The 22506-nt window shown below is 61.2% G+C and carries 20 protein-coding genes; 5 read left to right on the top strand and 15 right to left on the bottom strand.

From position 1 onward, the window contains the following. Position 1: 1 nt before the first annotated feature. From B1781_RS01945 to B1781_RS01890, 12 genes are all read right to left on the bottom strand, one after another. Positions 2-1144 carry a glycosyltransferase gene (locus tag B1781_RS01945; protein WP_078118069.1) on the bottom strand — a complete coding sequence of 381 codons (1143 nt, stop codon included), beginning with the start codon at positions 1142-1144 and terminating at the stop codon, positions 2-4. Positions 1145-1316: 172 nt separating this feature from the next. Beyond that, positions 1317-3050, bottom strand: coding sequence for a carbamoyltransferase family protein (locus B1781_RS01940; RefSeq protein ID WP_078118068.1), 1734 nt, complete (start codon positions 3048-3050; stop codon positions 1317-1319). Between the two features lie 152 nt (positions 3051-3202). Further along, positions 3203-4579, bottom strand: a complete 1377-nt coding sequence (locus B1781_RS01935; RefSeq protein WP_078118067.1) for a lipopolysaccharide kinase InaA family protein — start codon at positions 4577-4579, stop codon at positions 3203-3205. Further along, entirely contained in the window at positions 4576-5370 is a 795-nt protein-coding gene (locus B1781_RS01930; RefSeq protein WP_164513212.1) for a lipopolysaccharide kinase InaA family protein, read from the bottom strand. The genes B1781_RS01935 and B1781_RS01930 overlap by 4 nt, the downstream gene beginning before the upstream one ends. After that, entirely contained in the window at positions 5363-6187 is an 825-nt protein-coding gene (gene rfaP, locus B1781_RS01925) for a lipopolysaccharide core heptose(I) kinase RfaP (RefSeq protein ID WP_334223850.1), read from the bottom strand. Before rfaP ends, B1781_RS01930 begins: the two co-directional genes overlap by 8 nt. Beyond that, positions 6184-7308 carry a glycosyltransferase family 4 protein gene (locus B1781_RS01920; RefSeq protein ID WP_078118065.1) on the bottom strand — a complete coding sequence of 375 codons (1125 nt, stop codon included), beginning with the start codon at positions 7306-7308 and terminating at the stop codon, positions 6184-6186. Before B1781_RS01920 ends, rfaP begins: the two co-directional genes overlap by 4 nt. After that, a complete protein-coding gene (gene waaC, locus B1781_RS01915) occupies positions 7305-8330 on the bottom strand; it encodes a lipopolysaccharide heptosyltransferase I (RefSeq protein WP_078118064.1) in 1026 nt (341 codons plus the stop codon). The genes B1781_RS01920 and waaC overlap by 4 nt, the downstream gene beginning before the upstream one ends. A gap of 3 nt (positions 8331-8333) precedes the next feature. Next, on the bottom strand, positions 8334-9374 hold the full coding sequence (gene waaF, locus B1781_RS01910; RefSeq protein WP_334223849.1) for a lipopolysaccharide heptosyltransferase II: 1041 nt from the start codon (positions 9372-9374) through the stop codon (positions 8334-8336). A gap of 106 nt (positions 9375-9480) precedes the next feature. Beyond that, entirely contained in the window at positions 9481-9669 is a 189-nt protein-coding gene (locus tag B1781_RS01905) for a zinc-finger domain-containing protein (protein WP_078118062.1), read from the bottom strand. A gap of 33 nt (positions 9670-9702) precedes the next feature. Further along, positions 9703-10626, bottom strand: coding sequence for a branched-chain amino acid transaminase (locus B1781_RS01900; protein WP_078118061.1), 924 nt, complete (start codon positions 10624-10626; stop codon positions 9703-9705). A 131-nt stretch (positions 10627-10757) separates the two neighbouring features. Next, positions 10758-13613 carry a bifunctional [glutamate--ammonia ligase]-adenylyl-L-tyrosine phosphorylase/[glutamate--ammonia-ligase] adenylyltransferase gene (gene glnE / locus B1781_RS01895; protein WP_078118060.1) on the bottom strand — a complete coding sequence of 952 codons (2856 nt, stop codon included), beginning with the start codon at positions 13611-13613 and terminating at the stop codon, positions 10758-10760. After that, positions 13613-14065 (bottom strand): DUF302 domain-containing protein, encoded by a 453-nt coding sequence (locus tag B1781_RS01890; RefSeq protein ID WP_078118059.1) that lies wholly within the window; start codon positions 14063-14065, stop codon positions 13613-13615. The genes glnE and B1781_RS01890 overlap by 1 nt, the downstream gene beginning before the upstream one ends. A gap of 100 nt (positions 14066-14165) precedes the next feature. Between B1781_RS01890 and B1781_RS01885 the strand changes: the two genes are divergently transcribed. Continuing rightward, the gene (locus tag B1781_RS01885; protein WP_125931826.1) at positions 14166-15611 is read left to right on the top strand and encodes a PP2C family protein-serine/threonine phosphatase; all 1446 of its coding nucleotides are present in this window, start codon (positions 14166-14168) and stop codon (positions 15609-15611) included. A gap of 95 nt (positions 15612-15706) precedes the next feature. Here B1781_RS01885 and groL read toward each other — a convergent pair whose 3' ends face one another. Further along, complete coding sequence (gene groL, locus B1781_RS01880) at positions 15707-17356, bottom strand: chaperonin GroEL (RefSeq protein WP_078118057.1); 1650 nt, start codon at positions 17354-17356, stop codon at positions 15707-15709. A 57-nt stretch (positions 17357-17413) separates the two neighbouring features. Then, complete coding sequence (locus B1781_RS01875) at positions 17414-17704, bottom strand: co-chaperone GroES (protein ID WP_078118056.1); 291 nt, start codon at positions 17702-17704, stop codon at positions 17414-17416. Between the two features lie 248 nt (positions 17705-17952). Between B1781_RS01875 and B1781_RS01870 the strand changes: the two genes are divergently transcribed. Further along, positions 17953-18468 (top strand): hypothetical protein, encoded by a 516-nt coding sequence (locus B1781_RS01870; RefSeq protein WP_078118055.1) that lies wholly within the window; start codon positions 17953-17955, stop codon positions 18466-18468. Between the two features lie 12 nt (positions 18469-18480). Here B1781_RS01870 and B1781_RS01865 read toward each other — a convergent pair whose 3' ends face one another. Next, positions 18481-18933, bottom strand: a complete 453-nt coding sequence (locus B1781_RS01865) for an FxsA family protein (protein ID WP_078118054.1) — start codon at positions 18931-18933, stop codon at positions 18481-18483. A 203-nt stretch (positions 18934-19136) separates the two neighbouring features. On the opposite strand from B1781_RS01865, the gene cutA reads away from it, so the two are divergent. Genes cutA through B1781_RS01850 form a run of 3 tightly spaced genes read left to right on the top strand, consistent with a single transcriptional unit; the run spans position 19137 to position 22380 of the window. Continuing rightward, positions 19137-19457 (top strand): divalent-cation tolerance protein CutA, encoded by a 321-nt coding sequence (cutA, locus tag B1781_RS01860; protein WP_078121875.1) that lies wholly within the window; start codon positions 19137-19139, stop codon positions 19455-19457. Continuing rightward, positions 19442-21826: a protein-disulfide reductase DsbD gene (dsbD, locus tag B1781_RS01855; RefSeq protein ID WP_078118053.1), complete on the top strand. Its 2385-nt coding sequence runs from the start codon at positions 19442-19444 to the stop codon at positions 21824-21826. Before cutA ends, dsbD begins: the two co-directional genes overlap by 16 nt. Then, positions 21823-22380 carry a TlpA family protein disulfide reductase gene (locus B1781_RS01850; RefSeq protein WP_164513211.1) on the top strand — a complete coding sequence of 186 codons (558 nt, stop codon included), beginning with the start codon at positions 21823-21825 and terminating at the stop codon, positions 22378-22380. The genes dsbD and B1781_RS01850 overlap by 4 nt, the downstream gene beginning before the upstream one ends. The last annotated feature ends 126 nt before the right edge of the window (positions 22381-22506 follow it).

The raw sequence follows: 22506 nt of genomic DNA, 5'->3' as shown, positions 1-22506 counted from the left end.
CTCAAGTCTCGGGCGACTTACCATTGGCTTCGACCCCCATCGCGGCAAGGTAACCGTCTGCTGCCCTTTCAACACTGAAATACTTCGATCTTCGCAGTACGTCAGGCGGGTTCTTGTCACCCAATGCTTTGATCATTGCTTCATACAAGGTACCTACGTCATCGGTCGGTACGAGTTGCCCCCACTTGCCATCTTCAAGGATCTCCCTCGGACCACTGGGGCAATCGGTACTCACTATTTTCGTTCCGCAGGCCATTGCCTGAATAAGCGCGTTAGGCAGGCCTTCCCATGATGAAGAGAGGACGAAAAGCTCAGCGTGGTACATCCAAGTAAACGGATCATCCACGAAGCCAGGCAAGTCTACGTCTTGTTCGAGACCAAGATCGGCTACTTCCTTCGTCAGCGATTCCCGAAGCCGCCCTTCTCCGAGAATAATCAATCTGCACTCCGTTTCCTTACGCAGACGAGCGAAAGCAGATAGTAAAAGAGGATAATTCTTCGGCTCTTCCAGCCTGCCAACCGCCAGCACGACCGGAGGCTGCCCAAGACCAAACCATGGGTGATCAGGCTTCCTCCCACCAAGCGATTCAGCATCGACTGTCGCAACTGGGTTATATACGACCGCAATTTTGTTCCGATCCAGCGGCATGCTCCCAACAAGGTCTTCGGCGACACCACGCGATACAGCAACAATCTTGTCCGCCATCGAATAACTGTATCTCGCTATCCAAGGCAGGAACGCAGAGAAAACACCGGCGTTGGCGCGCGAACCCATCGCAATGCTAAAAGTACTTCGCTCTGATATAACCAGTACCGTCGATATGCGCGTCAACTTGCGCGCCCAGATCGCCAACACATTTGTGTGGGTCATCGCGGACAACAACGCTACCGGCCGTACTCGTCGCATATATCGAACCAAAGGAAGAAATGCACGCGACACACGCCCTGCATTCAGATTCACCAATCTTACTTTGGGTGAAACGAGGCCGAGATAAGGCCCCCGCGCACTGACCAGAACCAAATCCACGCGATATCCACGATCTGCGAACACGTTCGCGAGCGTGACGAAAACACGTTCTGCGCCACCACCACCAAGCGTCGGTAGAAAAAGCGCCAACCTTGGTGGGACGTTATCGGAACCCATTGCGCCTGCTCTAATTTCCCGCGATTGACGTCAACCAACCTTTCACGCCACGTCGTTCAATCGCGTTGCAAATATGCCGAGATTGCAATGCGCAGCAACCACTTCGAATCGGATCCATTCACCAATCCTACGACTATCTTTGATCGCCACTATGACGCACATCGATGGCAAGCTACTGATCACGAGGAGCTTTTCTCACCAACAAATCTTCCATCACCAAATACTGCAACTCCGACCCATAAAACATATTCAAAGCATCAGTCGGTGAACAGACCATCGGCTCCCCCCTCCGGTTCAGTGACGTATTCAGAATCACCCCGTTGCCGGTCAATTTTTCGAGCGCCTCGATCAACGCGTAGTAACGCGGATTCGACTCGCATGTAACCACCTGAGCGCGGGCCGTACCATCTTCATGCACCACCTCCGGGACGCGCGTCTTCCATTCGTCGGCGACGTCGAAGGTGAAGGTCATATAGGGTGCCGGATGATCGGTCTGCAACATCTGTGGGGCGACCCGGTCGAGCATGCTCGGGCAGAACGGCCGCCAACGCTCGCGGTACTTGATCTGTTCGTTGATACGTTCGGCAATACCTTCAACGTTGGGCGCACCCAGAATCGAGCGGTTACCCAGCGCGCGCGGACCGAACTCCATGCGCCCCTGGAACCAGGCCACTGGGTTACCGTCGGCAAGTATCTTCGCCACCTGCTCGGGTACGTTATCGAGCTTTTCCCAACGAGGTTTCCCCTCGTGCTCTTCGCACGCCGCGATGCACTGCTCGTTGGAGTAGCTCGGCCCGAGGTAGGCGTGCTGCATCGGCTTGACCACATCGCCGGCCTGGTTGGCTACGTATGATGCGGCGCCCAGTGCCGTACCAGCGTCGGACGCTGCCGGCTGGACGAACAGTTCCTCGACGTCAGGTCGGGCAATGATGCGCTGATTCAGTTTCACATTCAGCGCCACGCCGCCCGCGTAACAGATCTTGCCGGTCTCACGCAGGATGTCACCGAGGTAGTGATCGATCAACCCGAGGGAGACATCCTCCAACAACTGCTGAATCGAGGCCGCGTAGTCGATATACGGATCGTCGATCTCGTCGCCTTCGCGCTTGGGACCAAGCCAATCGATCAGCTTCGGACTGAAGTAGTAGCCTTTGCCGTTCGCATCCTTATAGCGGCGCATACCGATGACGTTGACCAACTGGGTGTTCACCTTGAACGACCGCTGGTCGTATCTGATCAGGCGTGAAAAGTCGAAACGCTTCGGATCACCATAAGGCGCCATGCCCATGACCTTGAACTCGCCGTCGAGCATCTCGAACCCGAGATACTCGGTCATGGCGCCATACATGCCGCCAAGCGAGTCCGGGTCGTAGAACTCTTTGATCTTGTGAATCTGCCCGTTCTCGCCATAGCCGAAAAACGTCGTGGCATATTCCCCTTTGCCGTCGATCCCGAGAATTGCTGTTTTCTCTTTGAAACCGCTCAGGTGGTAGGCGCTCGACGCATGCGTCAAGTGGTGCTCCACGGGTACGACGCGCGCATTATCCAGGCGCAGATCCGCCACTAATTTCAGCGTCTTGGCGAGATTCCGGCGAAAGCGGCGATTGCCGTTGAAGATCGCATCCAGTGCGCGATCCGGTGCATACCAATGCCGCGCGGCATAGTGCCAGCGTGCGGGGCTGCTCAGCGGGATCGGCGCGTACGGAAAAGCGACAACATCGACCTGTTCCGGTTTGACACCGGCGTACTCAAGACAGAAACGGGTCGCTTCGTAGGGATATTTGCCCTTCGCATGCTTGTCACGAATGAAGCGCTCTTCCTCGGCGGCGGCAGCCAATTCGCCGTCAACGAAGATGGCGGCCGACGGGTCGTGGCTGACGGCGCCGGAAATTCCCAATACGATCATGAAGCCTGTGGACTAAGTCGTTCTGCAAACGCGAGATTTTGCCAGTGTTTCGACGCGGAAGCGAGCGGGGCGGCAGCGACACCCCACGCAGTTCGGGCACTGCCAGCGGGCGCATGACGCTCCCCGCGCTAGCATCCTCGATTTTGGGCGTTTCACAATCGATCGAGTACCAAGCGGGTAAACTCCGGGAAATCGCTCCAATTGGCTGCAAACCGATCCATATCGCCTCGCCACGCCCGCTCAAACGCGGACTGGCTACGATACTGGCGCATGGCGTCGAGATCGATCAGGTAAACGCCGTTATTGGTCACAATGAAGTTGGTCGCCTTCATGTCTCCATGCGCAATACGCCAGCGGCGCAACTGCACAAAAATCTCGGCAACCTCGCCTGCGACATTCGCCAGGGCCTCGGCGTCTGATCGGCGCGCGGCGACCCACTCGGCGATATCCGGACCCACAATCCGCTCGGCCAGAAAATAGGCTACCCGACCGAAACCGCCGCTGCGAGCGGTCACACAGGCAATCGGCTTGGGAGTCTTTACGCCCAACAGCATAAGTCGGTGCGCATTGCGCCACGAGATCGACGCGCGGCTCTCGCGAACCAGGCGGGTAAACCCATGCCGCCAGTTCTTGATGTTGTAGCGTTTCACTACCATCTCGATGCCGCCGGCTTTGATCCCCCACACGGTAGCCGTATTGCCATTTTTGAGCAGGCTCTCAGCATCGGTCGGACAGGTGGCGTCCAGCTCGGACAACACCCCGGTGAGCGCATCCGCATAACGACGAACGACAAACGCTTCAGACGCAGCTGTCTTGATGTGGCGTATCGCCGTGCAATCGCGAAAGATCTTTTCGCTGACCTTGCGCCAGCGCCAACTGCGCGCAGCGTCAATCAAAGCCGGCAGCTTGCGCAAGACGCTCGTCGTATCCCAGTCGCGCGCCCGGACATACGCCTCGGCAATTGCTATCGAATGCGCATCGAACGCGGGCGGAAGCTGGGCGCAGAACAGGGCGAGATTCTCCAACGATGGGCCTTCTTTGAGCGCTCTGGCCGACACCTTGATGCCCGCGCCGTCGAGACTATAGATCTCGGCTTGCGTCACGAGAAAATTGTCGAGGTGAAGGTCGGTCTGGCGCAGGCCTGCCGCGTGGTGGCGGGCCAGCAGTCGCATCATGCGGCGGGCCAGCTGTTCACGATCCTTCGACTCCGCTTCCCGCCAGACTGCCGAGTAAGGACGGGCCTCCTCGATGAAGGCCAGAACGATCACCGGGTTTCCCGGCTCGTCCCTACCACTGAACAGGATCTCGGGAGCGGCGACGCCAGCCGCGGCCAGCGCCCGCAGTCCTTTTTCCTCGCGGCCGGCATGCACAGCACCCCGCTCACGATCGAGGTATTGCTTCACCAGGACATGCCGACCATCCAACCAGCCCTCGAAAACCTCGCGCTTACCGGGCAAACGACGCAGCATGCCGCCACGCTCTACGACTCGTCCGTCGCCCAAAACAAGGCCTTCGGCGGCCATGTTCATGCGTTTCGCCTGCGCATCGCCCGCGCGTAGCGCTTACGCAGCCACTGCCAGATCACCCGCCCGCGCCACGATAACTCGCCATCGCCCAGATAGCGCTGCAGAAACCGCAGGCGATCGGCCGTCGAGAAATGCAGATTTCGGCGATTGAAGCTGTCCAGATCGCGGATGGTATTGCGCAAGACGGGGTATTCACGGCGCATCTTCTCCAGATCGATCAGGCAGCTTTGTGGCCGCCCCTCGGCGTCGAATCGCACGAAGACGTGCTTGGGATGCAAGGCGTTGTGCACGTAGCCGCCCAGGTGCATCGCACGAATGTGCGGCGCCATCTCATCGATCAGCGCCAGACGCCGCGACCTCGACGCCCGCCAGCCGGCTTCAGCCCATTCCGCCGTCCAATCGTCGAGGGGACGATAGCCGGCGAGCTCGACCGTCATCAGTACCACGCACCACTTGCCGGCTATCTTACGCTGTGCGTAGAAGACCGGGGTCAGCGTCGGCACGCCGATCGCGTGCAAGGCCAGTATGTTGCGCATCTCGGCGGCAAACGTGGGCTCGCCACCTAGCGGGTGCTTGAAGGTACGGCGCAAGTGATTCTGCTGGCGCTTGAGGAACAGGCCAACCGGCCCGCCATCGGGACCGTCAACCTCAATACGCACAACGCCGCTCCACCCGCCGCGGCGTTTGTTGGGCGGTTCAAACCACTCGGCATCCAGCGCCCACAGGGCGTCGAATGTCGCCAAGCCGCGTGCTTCGAGCGCTGTCTGCCAACCTGGCGCGATGAAGTCATCCACGCGGCGGCACCTCGGCAACAACGGGCTTGGTGTCTTGCAGATGCCATGCACGGTCGCTCACCTGTCGCCACAATGCCGCGTTATTTCGGAGTTCATCGCGCAATCTTCCACCGGCGTATTGCCGGATGAAGCGGTACAGATCGCGCCGAGTCAGGCCAATGTGCAGCGCCGAGAAGTAAAGAGCAGCGAGATCCTTGACCAGCCAGCGACGCGGGACCCGATCGCGGAACTGCATCCGGTGCAGATCGATGAGATGGAGATGCAACGACTCATCCGGCCCGAGCCAGGGCTGCTGCAGCAAAAAATGGCAGATGTACAGATCGCGGTGATTCATGCCAGTGGCGTGCAAGGCGGCCGTCATCTCGGCCACGCGGTCGATCAAAACCCACTTGACCGGCGCCGGGGGTGGCTCACGCACCCAGTCCGCACAGTAGTCTTCCAGGCTTATCGTGCTTTCAAGTTCGCGCGTCACCACAAAGGACCGGCGGGTCGCCGGATTCATTCCCGCTTCACCGTACGCCACCAACTGCATGGTTTCCACGCCCAGCTCGGTCAATCGCTGGATCGCCTGCCATTCGTTACGCGCCCCCAGCACCGGGGCCTTCAGCGACAACAGGTTCTTGAAGATCTCACGCCAGCCGACTCCCCAATGCAACTTGAGGAAATAGCCCCGCCCACCGCATTCGAAACGCAAGGTGCGCCGGTTGCTGCCCGCCGGCTCACGAAACACCTCGCCTTCGATCGCAAAGAAGTCGCTCATTCGTGGCGTCGTAAAACCCATTTCGCGGCGGAAGTCTTCGTCGACCCAAAGCGTCACGGCCGCTCTCCGATCTGCACAATCAGGTCGGCGGCAAGTTCGGGCATGTGATACAGATCATGTGCCTTGCCATAGGCGATACCGTTTTCCGCCCACCGCGCGCGCTCGGGTGACATCAGCATGTCGGCCAACGCCGCATCGAGGGCGCTCTGCTCGAACGGCAGGGGCAACACCCTGCCGGCTTCGGCCTGCCCGACATGGAATGCATATCCGCATGCCTCGGTTGTCAACACCGGCAGGCCGGCGACGACGGCCTCAAGCAATACCGTTCCGGTGTTCTCGTAGTATGCGGGGTGCAGCAAGATATCGCCGCCCTGCAGCACGGCCGGGATATCGTCACGGCCACGCAATACGGTAAATCGGTCATCGACTCCGAGGCGCTTTGCCTGGTCAACGAATCCCGCCGGGTTGTCTTCACCGATCGCAATCAAGCGGGTCTTCACGCGCAAAGCTTCCGGCAATGCGGCCAACGCGCGCAGCGAGCGATCCAGCCCCTTGGTCTTGAATCCCGAGCCGATGCACAGAATCAGATACTCGTCGTCGGCGATGGTGAATTCTCGCCGAAAGCCTTTACGTTTCTCATCTGCCTGCGCGTCGGCGCAGCGATCACGCGCAATACCGGGCGGCAGCATGTGAATACGGGCATCCGGGGTGCGGTAGTGGTGTTGGTAGATCTCGCACTGGCGCGGCGAGATCATCAGGATTTCGGTCCGCGAGGACGCCGCAAACACCGCTCTCTCGTAACCTAGAAAATGCCGGTAGCGCGGCGCCAGGCGCGCAAACCAACTGCGCTCTCGATGCAGCTTTTCACGCAGACAGCCGTCGGCGGCGTAATAAACATCCAACCCCGGCATTTTGTTGAATCCGATCACCAGGTCGACCGGATCTGCCGCGAGGCGCTCACCCAGTTGCCGCGTGAATTCATGATTGCGCGCATGGCTGCTGACGCGCTTGATCGACAGCACCTCGACATCCATCGATGCGGGCCGCTCTCCATCCCATGACATCGTGTAGATCACCACACGATGACCGCGCGCGTCGCATGCTTCGGCGATGCGCAACATGTCACGTTGCAGCCCGCCATACGGGAAGTATTTGTACAGCACAAAGGCGAGTTTCACGCCGCTGCACCGGCTATTTGCGCCTGCAGCGCTGTGTACACCTGGCGCGGATCAAGCCCGGCGAAGCAGGCGGGGGCTACCGGGCTCGGTTCCTTGTAGGTGCATTCGCGCTGCATACAGGGTGCACAGGCGAACTCAGCGGCAAGGTTGCGCTGGTGCGGACCGAGCGCACCTGTCAGCTCGGTTCGCGTCGGGCCGTACAAGGTGATCGCCGGCGTACCGACCGCAGCCACGAGATGGGCCAAGCCGGAATCCACACCGACCACGCCGTCGGCCCTGGCAAGCTGGGCCGCCAACTCGGTCAAGCCCTGGCGGGGCAGCAACTCACCGCAACCGGCCGCCTTGATAATGCGCTCGGCACGCAGTCGGTCGTCGGGATCCCCCCACGGCAGGCCGACCTCGAACCCATCGGCATGCGCCAGGTGCGCCAACTCGGCCCAATAGGGCTCCGGCCAGTGCTTGCTCGGCCAGGTGGTGCCATGCAGCAACACCAAGCGCTTTCTACCGGCATCGCGTGCCGTCGAAAAATGCAGCCCGTAGTCGACATCGCCATCGGGCAGCGCGTAACCGAGCGCCTGAGCGAACAACTGTCGCGTCCGGGTGATCGCATGCTGTCCACGCGCCACCGCGTAGCGGCGATGGTAGAAAAAGGAGGCGAGAGATTCGCGCGCCGACCGCCGATCAAGCCCCGCCCGCGGGCCGTCGGCGAGCCACGCAAACGCGGCACTCTTGAACAGGCCTTGGGCATCCAGAATCAGGTCGTAGCGACGGCGCTTGAGCACCTTGCGAAACTCAGTCAATTCGCCACTCTTGAACGCCTTGGCCCACGCCTTGCGCCAGCGGCGCAACGACACGGTGATGACTTCATCGACGGCCGGGTGCCAACCCGGCACCTCGGCGAACGCCTCTTCAACCAGCCAGTTGAAACGGATGCCGGGCAGCGCCTTCGATGCATCGGTCAGCGCGGGGAAAGTATGAATCAAGTCACCCAGCGACGACGTTTTGACCAACAGCACACGCATCGATCAGGCCATCACCGCCTCGAGTGCCTCGGCCACCTGGTCAACCGACATATCGACCAGGCAGGCCGTCGTCCCCAGTGGACAGACACGCTTGAAACACGGGCTGCAATCCAGGCCGAGACTGACGATGCGATGACGTTCATTGAGCGGCGGTGTGAAACCGGGATCGGACGAGCCGTACAGCGCGACCGTCGGGCGATCCAGCGCCGCAGCCACGTGCATCAACCCGGAATCATTGGATACCACCGCATCTGCTTGCGACATCAGATCAACCGCCTGCTCCAGCGTGGTTCGACCGGCCAGATTGGTGGCCATTTTGCAGGTCGCCGCGACACCTTCACACACGGCGCGATCCTTCTCCGAACCGAACAGCCAGATCAACCAACCCAGCCTGCCGAAACGGCGCCCGAGCTCGGCGTAATGCACCGTCGGCCATTGCTTGGCTGGTCCGTATTCGGCACCCGGGCACAGCGCCAGGACCTGGTCATCGGGCGCCTTGCCGATGCCGAGGTCGGCCATCGCCCGTTCGACATCCGCCGCGTTTACCTCTAGTCGCGGCGGTTCGACGGCCGGCAGCGCCGCACCCGCCGGGGCAGCCAGGGCGACGAAACGCTGCACCGTCATCGTCAGTTCCGATTTATCGAGCTTACGCGCGTCGTTGAGCAGTCCGTAGCGCATCTCGCCACGCCAGCCGGTGCGCTGGGGAATACGCGCAGCAAACGGTGTGACCGCCGACTTCCACGAGTTGGGCAACACAATCGCCTGTCGATAGCGGCCCTGCAGCGATCTTCCGAGACGCCAGCGTTCGTGCAGCGCGAATTTGCCGTGCCCCAGTGGCATAACGATACCCTGACGCACCTCGGGCATGCGCTCGAGCAACGGCAGGCTCCAGCCGGGCGCCAGCACATCGATGGCTACATCGGGATCGTTCGCGCGCAAGGCCTTGAACAGGCTTTGCGCCATGACCATGTCGCCCACCCATGACGGGCCGACGACCAGAATGGCGTCATGCGTTGTCTGTTGATGAGAAGTTTCGCCGCTCAACGGCAGGTCACCATGGCGGCAGAAAAGAGGTCGGTGCGCACTCCGGCAAGGCATCGCCGGCGCGCAGCCGGCGACAGGGGCCGCCTGGTTCGAGCCGTCACCCGGCTCAATCGCTCAGTACGTAGTGGGCACCGCAGTAGGGACAAGTCGCTTCGCCGCTCTTCTCGATCGGCAGATAAACCCGCGGATGCATGTTCCACACCTCGTCGTCCGGTCGCGGACACGACAAGGGCAGGTCCGCGCGCTTCACCTGGATCGCCGGCGCTGCATCAGGCTTGGCGGTGTTGGTGCTCATACGATTCTCCGGCTGTACGGTTTATGTTGGTGCTCAGACGGTGGTCAGCCAGTCGGCGTGCGCCTTGCTGCGGCCATGCACGACATCGAAATACTTGCTCTGCAACTTCTCGGTGATCGGCCCGCGACTGCCGCTGCCGATCGCCCGGCCATCGACCTCACGGATCGGCGTGACTTCGGCCGCCGTACCGGTGAAGAAAGCCTCGTCGGCGATATACACCTCGTCACGCGTGATGCGCTTTTCGACTACCTTCAGGCCCTCTTCTTCGGCCAACTGGATCACGGTCTTGCGGGTGATGCCGTCCAGGCACGACGTCAGGTCGGGCGTGTACAGCACACCGTCACGCACGATAAAGATGTTCTCACCCGAGCCTTCCATGACGTAGCCGTTGGCGTCGAGCAGCAGTGCCTCGTCGTAGCCCGTTTCGAGTGCCTCTTTCAATGCCAGCATCGAGTTCATGTAGTTGCCGTTGGCCTTGGCCCGACACATGGTGATGTTGACGTGATGACGGGTGAACGACGACACGCGGATGCGAATCCCGCGGGTCATGCCCTCTTCACCGAGATAGGCACCCCAGGCCCAGGCGGCGACCATGCAGTGCACCTGGAGGTTGTCGGCACGCAGCCCCATACCCTCCGAGCCATAGAAGCACATCGGACGAATGTAGGCGGAATCGAGCTTGTTCTCGCTGACGGCACGGCGCTGCGCCTCGTTCATCTCCTCACGGCTGACCGGCATCGGCATGCCGAGGATGTGAGCCGAGCGGAACAGCCGGTCGGTATGCTCGTTGAGGCGGAAGATCGCAGTGCCTTGTTCGGCGTGATAGGCGCGGACCCCTTCGAACACCCCCATGCCGTAGTGCAGTGTGTGCGTCAGCACATGGGTCTTGGCATCGCGCCAGGGAACCATCTCGCCATCCAGCCAGATCAGGCCGTCGCGATCCGCCATGGTTTGCATCGTCGTGAACTCCAAAATAACCGAGGTACCGCAGCCGGTTTCGAGCTGAACCGGGCCGCGTTGCGTAGCCGGTTATTGAACCATAAAGCGCCATTTCCCGATAGCCGGCGCGCGCGAACGCCGCATCCGCTTTAGGCTGGTTCCGGCCCGATCACACGGTTCCAGATATCGGTCACCATGGCCCGTTCCTCGACCAACGGTTCCGCCGGAACCGAAGAACCCTCTTCCTGCAACGCCCGCCGATGCACGATGCCGCGATACACCTGGTAGGCATTCCACAGCTGGTCGGCCATCCCCTGCGGCAACAGGCTGTGCTTGGAAAGGCGTTCGAGCAGGCGCGCATTGTCGGTCCACTCGGTCAGATCCGGATACTGATGCGCCCAGCGCAGCACCGCGTATTGCACGATGAACTCAATATCCACCAGCCCGCCGACGCCCTGCTTGATGTGAAAATCGTCGGCGTTGCTGCGGTCGAGACTGGCGCGCATCTTCTGCCGCATCGTGCGCACATCGGCCAACAGCTTGTCGTGGTCGCGCTCCAGGCACAGTATCTGGTGCCGGATCGCGCCGAAACGCGCGATCACGGCCGGATCGCCCGCCACCGGCCGCGCCCGCACCAGGGCTTGGTGCTCCCAGGTCCAGGCGTCGTTGCGCTGATACCGCTCGAACGCCCCCAAAGAGACCACCAGCTGCCCGGCGTTGCCGTTCGGCCGCAGGCGCATATCGGCCTCATACAGCAGACCGGAAGGCATGCGGGTGGTCAGCATATGCACCACGCGCTGCCCCATGCGCACGTAAAACACGTCATTCGCCACGCTGCGTTTGCCGTCGGTCATTGCATTGAGCTGGTCACTGCCGTGCAGAAACACCAGATCGAGATCCGAGGCATATCCCAGTTCGATGCCGCCGAGCTTGCCGTAGCCGATCACGGCAAAACCGCTATCCATCTCCTTCAGCTCGCCCGGTCGCCCATGCTTGCGCGACAGGTCGCGCCAGGCGCTCTTCTGCACCTGCTGCAAAGTCACCTCGGCAATCTCAGTCAGGTAATCGCTGACCACCATCAGCGGGATCGCGCCGACGATGTCGGCGGCGGCGACGCGCAGGCGGTTGCCCTGGGCAAACTGGCGCAGGCGTTCCATTTCCTGTTCGAGGTCATCGTCGGCCACCGAGTCCAGCAAGGTGCGCAGCTCGCCCTTGAGGTCTTCGCGACGCAACGGCGAATACAGGCGGCGCGGGTCGAGCAGTTCATCGAGCAGCAGCGGCTGCCGAATCAACTGCGACACTACCCAACTGCTTTCGCTGACCAGCCGCACGAGCTGTGACAAGGCCAGCGGATTCTCGACCAGCAGATCCATGTAGGCCGTGCGACGCATGATGGCAGCGATCAGGTCGAGCAGACGCTGCAGCGTGACCGATGGCTGCGGGTGCTGCGCCGCCGCCTCGATCAGTGACGGCATCAGCTGGTCGAGTTTGGCGCGGCCGCGGGTCGGCAGCGCCTTGGCAGACGACGAATCATGAAATGTCTTGACCCTGTTCAATGTACTTTCCGGGTCTTCGAAGCCGGCGTCGGTCAGCGCCACGATGCACAAATCCGCTTTGGGATTCGGCCCCCAGACGGCCGCCAACGGCGACTCCTTCTCCGGGCGCTCCGCCTGCGGTGCCGCGAACACGCTGCCGAACTGTTCGTGCACATGGCGGCGGTGGCGATCGAGCACACGTTCGAATTGCGGCCAGTCATCGAACCCCATGCTGGTCGCCAGGCGTTGCCGGCCGATTGCGCTGTCTGGAATCCGGTGGGTCTGCTCGTCCTTCCACGCCTGCAGCCGGTTCTCGGTCATGCGTAGAAAACGGTAGCCGTCGAGCAGCTCGCGCACGGCGAAGCTCGGCAGGATCTCGCGCTCACCCAGCAAGCGAAGCACCTCCTGGATCGGGCGGATCTGCAGATCTTTTTCCCTCCCGCCACGCACCAGCTGGAACGCCTGACCGATAAATTCGATCTCGCGGATGCCGCCCTGGCCGAGCTTGATGTTGGCGTCCATGCCCTTCTTGTGCAGCTCGCGCTCGATCATCCGCTTCATGTCGCGGATCGATTCGATCACACCGAAATCGATGTAACGCCGATAGACGAAGCCACGCAGCATCTGCATCAGCGTATCGATGTCTTCGGCTTCGCCGGTGATCGCACGCGCCTTGACCATCGCGTAGCGCTCCCAGTCGCGCGCCTGCGAGTGATAGTAATGCTCCATGGCCCCATAGGTGACGACCAACGGCCCGGAATCGCCGAAGGGTCGCAGGCGCATGTCGACGCGAAACACGAAGCCCTCGGCCGTCTGCTTGCTGAGCACATTGACGAGTTGGCGTCCGAGGCGGGTAAAGAACTGCTCGTTCTCGATCGGCCGCGCACCATCGGTGCGGCCGTGCTCGGGGAAACAGAAAATCAGATCGATATCGGACGACAGGTTGAGCTCGCGCGCCCCGAGCTTGCCCATGCCGAGTACGATCAGACGTTGCGCCTGGCCGTCGGCGTCACGTGGCACGCCCGATTTCTCGACCGCCCAGGCGTACAGCTTGTCGACCGACTGACGGATGCAGATGTCGGCGAGCTCGGAAAGATCCTCGAGTGTCTCATCGAGAGAGGCCCGCCCGCCGATATCACGCCACACGATGCGCAGCATCTGCAGTTGGCGAAACCGCCGTAGCGCCAGCTCCAGCGCCGCTTCATCGCCGACGCCGTCCAATCTTTCGGCCAGCAGCGCCGACATCTCACCGCTGTCGAGCGCGTGATCGAGCAAACCGGAGCGATGCAGTTCCAGCAGCATGTCGGGATGGCGAAGGCATGTCTTGGCGGCAAAATCGCTAGCCGACCAGATACGTTCGAGGTGTTCAACAGCGGGGAAAGACGCATCCCCGAGGTCGGCAGCGCCCAGCGCGTCGCGCCAGGCGCTGCGATAGTGATCAAGCCGCTGCGCGGCCGGTTCTTCGTGCATCAGGGTTTGGCAGCCTCTGCGGCAAATTTTTGCAGCGCACCATTGATCTTCTGGATAACCGGATGCTGAGGATCAATGCCATGGCGTTCTGCCATCCACTGCGGATCGTTCCAGCCGATCATGACCTTGCCGTCGGCCTCCCACACCAGGTACTTGAGGGGCAAATCGATCCCCACAGTGGTTTGCTGCTGCATCAGCACTGTACCACCCTTGGGGTTACCGAAAATCAACAACTCGGTCGGAGCCAGTTGCATGTCGACGGTTTTCGCACCGGCCGCGTGATCCACTCTGGCGAACACCTTGAAGCCCGCCGCAGTGACCGCTTTCTCAAGACGATCCATCGTGGCGGTTGCGGGGTTCTCACTGACGATACTCTTGAGCCCGTCCGCGGCCAGCACTGGAAGTGAAAAAAATAACAAGAACAAACAAATAGCGACAATTCTTTTGACCATCAGGTCCTCCTCTGATTACGCTTTCTTGAGTGTCGTCAAGGACCGCTTTGCAACGGTCCACCAGATTAAAGACCCATTCGGCCATGCCGCTATTTCGACCATGCCAAAAATTCGCGCCTTCGATCCGGTAAAGCGAGAATTACTAGTACAGCTGTTTACCCAGGCGCAAACGGCTTCGATTGCGGCTGCCATTGGGGTGGTCGTCTGCACGTTGGTCTTCTTCGTCGCACAGCCGGGATTCGCCCCGCTCGCCTGGGGTGGCATTGCTGCGCTCGCAACCTTACAACGCATTGTGTTGTTTCGGCAGTTCTTCGCCAGCGAGATTGCGCAGTTCACGCACGAATACTGGATCAAGCGACACTCAGTCAGTGTCCTGCTGGTCGGTGTCGCCTGGGGCGGTGTGGCCCTCCTTCCGCTCGATGGAGCACCGGCGTACGCGCGCTACGTACAAACGCTGATTCCACCGTTCATCCTGATGGCTGCGATTACCTCGTACGGCGTGTGTATCTCGCAGTACCTCGTCCTGTGGGGCAGCGCGACGCTGACCGTTGTCATATCGCGCCTGTTTGTCTCCGGTGCCGATGCCATCGCCGAGGTCACCCTGTTCGTGTTCTTCTCGCCGCTGCTCGCCGTGACTGCGAAACGCTACAACGAGTCGATTACAGAAAGCATCAAAGCCCGCTTCCGGTCCGATGAGTTGGTCGAAAAACTCACCGAGGTCAACAAGGATCTGCAGGATCGCAACACGATCCTCGGCCGGCAACAGGATGTCATCGAACAGGAAGAGGCGCTGGCGAAGCACGTTTTCAAACAGCTCGTGGTCGGTGGCGACCGCAAGCTGCCGGGCATCCATACCTGGAACCAGTCGATGGGCACCTTGTCGGGCGACCTGACGCAGACCGTTCGCGGTCCTGCCGGTCAGTCCTACATCTTCCTCGGCGATTTCACCGGTCACGGCCTGCCGGCGGCGCTCGGCGCCCTGCCGGCTTCGTCGGTGTTCCTCGCGATGGCCTCGAAAGGTCTGCCCCTGGATGCCATCGCCACCGAATTGAATGCCAAGCTGCACCAACTGCTGCCGGTCGGCTACTTCTGCTGCGGGGTATTGCTCGAACTGACCGCCGACCATCGCACCTTGCATGTGTGGAACGGTGGCCTGCCCGATGTGCTGATCCGCCGCGGCAACAAAGACGGCTACGAACGTATCGCCTCACACGGTCTGCCGCTGGGCGTGTCCGGCGCCGACCAATTCGATGCCTCGACAGTGACCATCCATTTGCAGGCGGGCGACCTCGTCTACGCCTACACCGACGGTCTGACCGAGGCGGTCGACAAGAACGGGGAAATGTGGGGTGGCCAGCGGCTCGAGGAGTTCCTTGCGCAACCCGACCTCGAGGCACCGAAGCTGCCCGCGCTGATCGATGCGGTGCTACAGCACGTCGACCTGGCTCCGCCCACCGACGACATTTCGGTGGTCGAAATCGAGGCCCCCGCGCGGCTTGGCATACGCAGCGGCAGCGCCACCGTAGGCGAAGTCGCCGCTCGCTAATACCGCACCGCCCCCTGCGCACCGAAACGAAAAAGCCCCACCCGGGTTACCCAGGTGGGGCTTTTGAGCTACAGCACAGGTGCCGTGCGGCGTGATTACATCATGCCGCCCATACCACCCATACCGCCCATTCCGCCCATATCGCCGCCAGGCATTGCTGCCTCTTCCTTCGGCTCTTCAGCGACCATGCACTCGGTGGTGATCATCAGACCGGCAACCGAAGCCGCGTTCTGCAGCGCAGAGCGGGTGACCTTGGTCGGGTCGAGAATACCCATTTCGACCATGTCGCCGTACTCACCGTTGCCGGCGTTGTAGCCGAAGTTGCCTTCGCCTTCGACGACCTTGTTCAGCACCACCGACGGCTCGGCACCGGCGTTGGCAACGATCTGACGCAGCGGCTCTTCCATCGCGCGACGGGCGATCGCCACACCGATATCCTGGTCGTGGTTTTCACCTTTGAGCTCGCCCATCGTGGCCTGGGCACGCACCAGCGCAACACCGCCACCGGGGACGATGCCTTCTTCAACGGCGGCACGGGTAGCGTGCAGCGCGTCTTCAACGCGGGCCTTCTTCTCTTTCATCTCGACTTCGGTCGCAGCGCCAACCTTGATGACCGCAACACCGCCGGCCAGCTTGGCCAGACGTTCCTGCAGCTTCTCACGGTCGTAGTCCGACGTGGTGTCTTCCATCTGCGCACGGATCTGCTCGCAGCGTGCCTTGATGTCTTGCTCGGTGCCGGCGCCGTCGATCACGGTGGTCTCTTCTTTCGAGATCACGATGCGCTTGGCGGTGCCCAGCTCGTTCAGGGTGGCCTTTTCCAGGCTCAAACCGACTTCTTCGGAGATCACGGTCGCACCGGTCAGGATCGCGATGTCCTGCAGCATGGCCTTACGACGATCGCCGAAGCCCGGCGCCTTCACGGCGCAGACCTTGACGATACCGCGGATGGTGTTGACCACCAGCGTCGCCAGCGCTTCGCCTTCAACGTCTTCAGCGATGATCAGCAGCGGACGACCGGCCTTGGCGACCGACTCGAGCGCCGGCAACAGGTCGCGGATGTTGGATATCTTCTTGTCGTGCAGCAGTACGTAGGGCTCTTCGAGCTCGGCGGTCATGTTCTGCTGGTTGTTGACGAAGTACGGCGACAGGTAGCCGCGATCGAACTGCATGCCTTCGACGACGTCCAGTTCGTTTTCGAAGCCCGAACCTTCTTCAACGGTGATAACGCCTTCTTTACCGACTTTCTCCATCGCCTCGGCGATGATGTCGCCGATGTTGGTGTCAGAGTTGGCCGAGATGGTGCCGACCTGCGAGATCGCCTTGGTGTCGGCGCACGGCTTCGACATACCGGCGAGGTAATCGACCGCAGCGATGACCGCCTTGTCCATGCCGCGCTTCAGATCCATTGGGTTCATGCCGGCAGCAACGGCCTTCAGGCCTTCGCGCACCATGGCCTGGGCCAGCACGGTTGCGGTGGTGGTACCGTCGCCGGCGACGTCAGAGGTCTGCGACGAAACTTCTTTGACCATCTGTGCGCCCATGTTCTCGAACTTGTCCGACAGTTCGATCTCTTTGGCAACCGAGACACCGTCTTTGGTGATGGTCGGGGCGCCGAACGACTTCTCGAGCACCACGTTGCGGCCTTTCGGACCGAGGGTGACTTTTACGGCGTTGGCGAGGGTGTTGACACCCTTGAGCATGCGCTGACGGGCGTCGTCGGAAAACTTGACTTCTTTTGCACTCATTTCTCTATACCTGAAATCTGTCTGTTATTCGTAATCGTTGGCAACGCGGGGCTGGGATCAACCCTCGATGACACCCATGATGTCTTCTTCGCGCATGACCAGGACTTCTTCGCCGTTCACCTTGACCTCGGTACCCGAGTACTTGCCGAACAGCACGGTGTCGCCGACCTTGACGTCGAGCGGGCGCACCTGACCGCTTTCGAGGATCTTGCCGTTGCCGGCAGCAATGACTTCACCCTGAACCGGCTTCTCGGTTGCTGAACCGGGCAGCACGATGCCCCCAGGGCTGGTGGTTTCTTCTTCCTTGCGACGGACGACCACACGGTCATGCAGGGGACGAATGTTCATGTCTCGAAATCTCCTTAGCGATTAGAGAAGCAGTTGATATGTAAAGGAATTTCGCGCGGTACTTATTAGCACTCGCTGTCGATGAGTGCCAATAATAGGGGCGAACTTTGCTAAGTCAAGGGCGGGCCGAAAGATTTTTCGGCGTCGCGATTTTTGGCACTCGCACTCGCAAAGTGCTGATAACTAAACATTTTCCGAAAAATGCCGTAGAAATATGCATCAGGTTGTTTTGTCGGAGCGGAAGAATCATGTCCGAACACGATGACGGCCGTGTGATTCAAACGGCACACTTGAGCGAGTATTTTCACCACGCCGTGCAATCGGCAGCCGGGCGGCGCCACCTCAATGCCGATTCGGCGACACTGCACTACCTGGCCTCCCTGCTATGTCAGTACGCACGCAGCGAACAGGTGTTCGATTACGACGACCAGCGCACCCAGCTACGCCCCCTGGCACTGCTGTACGGTGAGGCCCTGGAGGCACCGAGCAATGGCGCGCGCCGCCTGTGGCTGCAACGCCTGGGCGATCTTGCCCTGTTCGTCGGCGGCATGTTCGCAGGGCAACTCAGCCGCCGCTTTCGGGACCTCGACTATTGCGTGGCCATGGGCGGCAACGCCTACAGCTACCTGGAGCAAACCGCCACCCGTCCCGGCGAACAAGCCCAAGCCATCGTGTTCGGCGAATTGGCGGATCAGTTCGGCCGCTTCGTCGATGTCGTCGCCATCGTCACCGGCCGGCCGCCATCAGCACACCTCGACGCCTGACCCGTTACAGGCTCATTCGTCGCGCCGGTACTCGCCCTCGATGATCCGATCGGCCTGGGTCTCGGGCGTGGTCCGTGCGCCGGGTTGTGCCGCGGGGCGCAGCGTGCCGCGCGACTTCAGCCAATGCACGATCAACCAGCGCCGCAGCGGGGTGATCAGCAATAGGAAACCGATCGCATCGGTGACGAAGCCGGGCAGCAGCAACGCCAGGCCGGTGAGCAGCAACAGTACGCCTTCGAGCAACTCGATCGCCGGCACTTCCTTGTTCGCCATCTGTGACTGCGCGCGGAACAGCACCGAGAAACCCTGCATGCGCACCAGCCATCCGCCGAGGGCGGCGGTGAAGATCGACAGCAGAATGGTCGGCAGGGCGCCGATCACACTGCCTACCTCGATCAGCAGGTACAGCTCAACGAGCGGCGCGCCGACGAAGATCAATAAAAAAACGACTGCTGGATTAATCATTTAGCTGGCCTGATCGGTTGCTGCAGTGGACCCGCCCGCCGACGCTTGTCGACTCAACCAGCCCAGAATCTGTATGTGAATTTCAATCCAAAGGATTTGCGATTGTGCCGCCAATCCGGCATAAAGTTGCGCCCGTTGAGACATGGGGGCCGTTTGGCCGGTCTTCAAGGTTGGTCGGTCATCGAATCCGCACCGAGGACAGCATGACAGAACTGCAACTGGTCATCACAACGATGCCGGATCAGGCCTCAGCCGAATCGCTGGCCGAGGTACTGGTCGGGCAGCAAATCGCCGCCTGCGTGAATATCAGCGCGCCGCTTACGTCTATCTATAGATGGGCAGGAAAAATCGAACGCGGCAGTGAGGTCATGCTGACGATCAAATCGAGCAAGGATCGTTACACGGCGCTGGAGCGGGCGATCGCCGACAACCACCCCTATGAACTTCCGGAGATCATCGCAGTCCCCATCACCGGAGGTCTCCCTGATTATCTGGCTTGGATCGAAACATGTACAAAAAACTAATTGCCTGGGTCTTGGCGATCGTCGCGACACTGCCGGTCGCGCACGCCGAGGACGAATTCCTCAAGCCCGACCAGGCGTTCGTGATCTCGGCCGAGGCGACCGACAACATGACGGTCCGCGTCAACTGGCAGATCGCAGAGGGCTATTACCTCTATCAGAGCAAGTTTCGCTTCCTCACCGAGAATGCCGATATCGAATTCGGTGATCCCAAGCTGCCGCCGGCAAAACCGAAGAACGATCCGGTCTTCGGCGAGGTGCAGATCTATCGCAACGATGTGACCATCGAGGTGCCGCTCGGCGCCATTCCGCCGAACACCGAGATGCTGACGCTCAAGGCTCGCTCACAGGGTTGCGCCGATGCCGGCATCTGTTATCCGCCGCACACACAGACGGTGCTCGTCGCACTCGACCAGGGCGTCGATGGCCCGCCGCCGGTCGACCCTGGCGCTGTCGACAACTTCGAACCGGCCGGCAGCGTCCCGCCCGAGATGCAGGAGACGGCCGTACCGGCGATTGCCGAAGCCGATCCGCTGCAAGAACTCGAGGCGCTAGGCGACGACCTCGGGCTGGGTGCGAACGAAGACGACATCCTGCCCGCCGAGAAGGCGTTCCGCGCCGATGCAAGCAGCACCGACGGCAGTCGACTTCGGGTGCAATGGGCAATCGCTGACGGCACCTACCTCTACCAGGACAAGGTCAAGGTGGTTCTGGAGGGCGACGGCGTCGCCCTGGGCGAGTTCGCCCTGCCGACACCCGATATCAAGAAAGACTCGATCAAACCGGACGGCACGATTGGCGATGTCGCCGTCTACCACAACCAGATCGACCTCGACATTCCGCTGGTGCGCACCAACACCGATGCCACCAGCATCAAAGTCACCGCCAGCTACCAGGGCTGTGCCGACCGCGGCATCTGCTACCCGCCGCAGAAGCAGGTCTTCGAGTTCGACCTACCGGCCGGCGAAGGCGCGACGACGGTCGCGGCCGCCGCGCCCGGCGATGCAGGCACGGACCAAACCGGCGAGAGTCAGCCGGCACCGCAGATCCAATCCGAACAGGACCAGATCGCCAGTCTGCTGGAAGGCGGCGACTTCCTGGTGATCGTCGCGACCTTCTTCGGCATCGGCGTGCTGTTGTCGCTGACGCCGTGCGTGTTCCCGATGATCCCGATCCTGTCCGGCATCATCGCCGGTCACGGCAAGAACATAACGACCCGCAAGGCGTTCACCCTGTCGCTGATCTACGTGCTGGCGATGGCGGTGACCTATACCATCGCCGGCATCCTGGTCGGCGTTTTCAGCGTCAATCTGTCGACCACGCTGCAGCAGCCTGCCTGGCTGATTGCATTCGCCCTGATCTTCGTCGCCCTCGCGCTGTCGATGTTCGGCTTCTACGAACTGCAGTTGCCGTCGAGTATCCAGAGCCGACTCACCGAGATCAGTAACCGCCAGAAAGGCGGCAGTTATACCGGCGTCGCGGTCATGGGCCTGTTGTCGGCGCTGATCGTCGGCCCGTGCCTCGCCCCGCCGTTGGCCGGTGCACTGATCTTCATCAGCCAGACCGGCGACGGCGTACTCGGCGGCACGGCCTTGTTCGCCATGGGTATCGGCATGGGCATACCGCTGCTGCTGATCGGCGCCTCGGCCGGCAAGCTGCTGCCACGCGCCGGCGCCTGGATGGATGCGGTCAAGGCGGTGTTCGGCGTGCTGATGCTGGGCGTCGCGCTGACGATGCTCGAACGCCTCGCGCCGACCTATATCTCAGAGATGATCATCCTCTTGGCCTGGGGCCTGCTGCTGATCGGCTCGGGCATCTACATGGGCGCGATCGAGCCGCTGCATGCCGAGGCTGGTGGTTGGCGCAAACTATGGAAAGGTGTGGGCCTGGCCGCGGTAATCTATGGCGCAACCTTCCTGATCGGCGCCGCACTGGGCAGCAAGGACACCGTGCAACCGCTGCGCGGCGTGTTCGCCGGCGGCGCGATAGCCGGTCAGGCCGAGCATGCCACCTTCAAACAGATCAAGAGCAACGCTGATCTCGACCGTGAACTGGCCGCGGCCAAGGCACAAGGCAAACCGGTCATGCTCGATTTCTACGCCGACTGGTGCACCTACTGCAAACAGATGGAACGCGAGACCTTCCCCGACGCGAAGGTACAGCAAGGCATGTCGCAGATGGTGTTGCTGCAGGCCGACGTGACTCGTCAGGATGACGCCGACAAGGCACTACAGGAACGCATCGGCATTCCTGCACCGCCGGCAATGATATTCTGGGGACCCGATGGCAATGAGCGTAGGCACTTGCGTCTGCTCGGATTCAAAGGCCCGCAGGGATTTGCCGAGCACGTGGCACAAGCGATATCACCGTGAAAATCAACAAGCTGTTCGTCCTCACTGTCGTCTGTACGCTGATCGGCGCCGGGGTCGGATTCGCCTGGCGAAGCTACGAGCAACAGAAGACGGCAGACGCCGCAAAACTGATCGAGAAAGAGGTGGTGGTCGTCGACTCGCTGCCCGATGCCAGCTACCCGGACCTGCACAACAGCAAACGCAGCCTGTCCGACTATGCCGGCAAACTCGTCGTCGTGAACTTCTGGGCGACCTGGTGCCTGCCGTGTCGCGAAGAGACGCCACTGTTCGTCGAGTTGCAGCAAGAGTTCGGCGAACAGGTGCAGTTCATCGGCATCGCGATCGACGAGGTCGAACCCACGCGCGAGTTCGCCAACGAATTCGGCGTCAACTACCCGATCCTGATCGGCGGCATCGAGGCCACCGTCCTGTCGCGCAGGCTCGGCAACCGCTCCGGCGGCCTGCCGTTCACCGTGGTCGCCGCGCCCGACGGCACGATTGTGATGCGTCACACCGGCGGCCTGAAGCGCGAAAACCTCGAACCCGTGCTGCTGCAACACCGCGGCCGCGGCTGATCGCGGATAAAGGGCGCACAAAGGAAGCCCAGCCCTAGACAAAACCCTCAACTTGGTCGACAATTGCGGGCAAATTACAGCCTTTTCGGCACAAATCCCTGCAAGAGCAACGCTTTGGTCACACAA

Origin of the sequence: Thiosocius teredinicola (assembly GCF_002009425.1) — a bacterium.
Taxonomy (GTDB): Bacteria; Pseudomonadota; Gammaproteobacteria; order Chromatiales; family Chromatiaceae; genus Thiosocius; species Thiosocius teredinicola.
The sequence above is the reverse complement of the archived record's forward strand: the minus strand, read 5'-3'. Positions and strand labels throughout refer to the sequence as shown.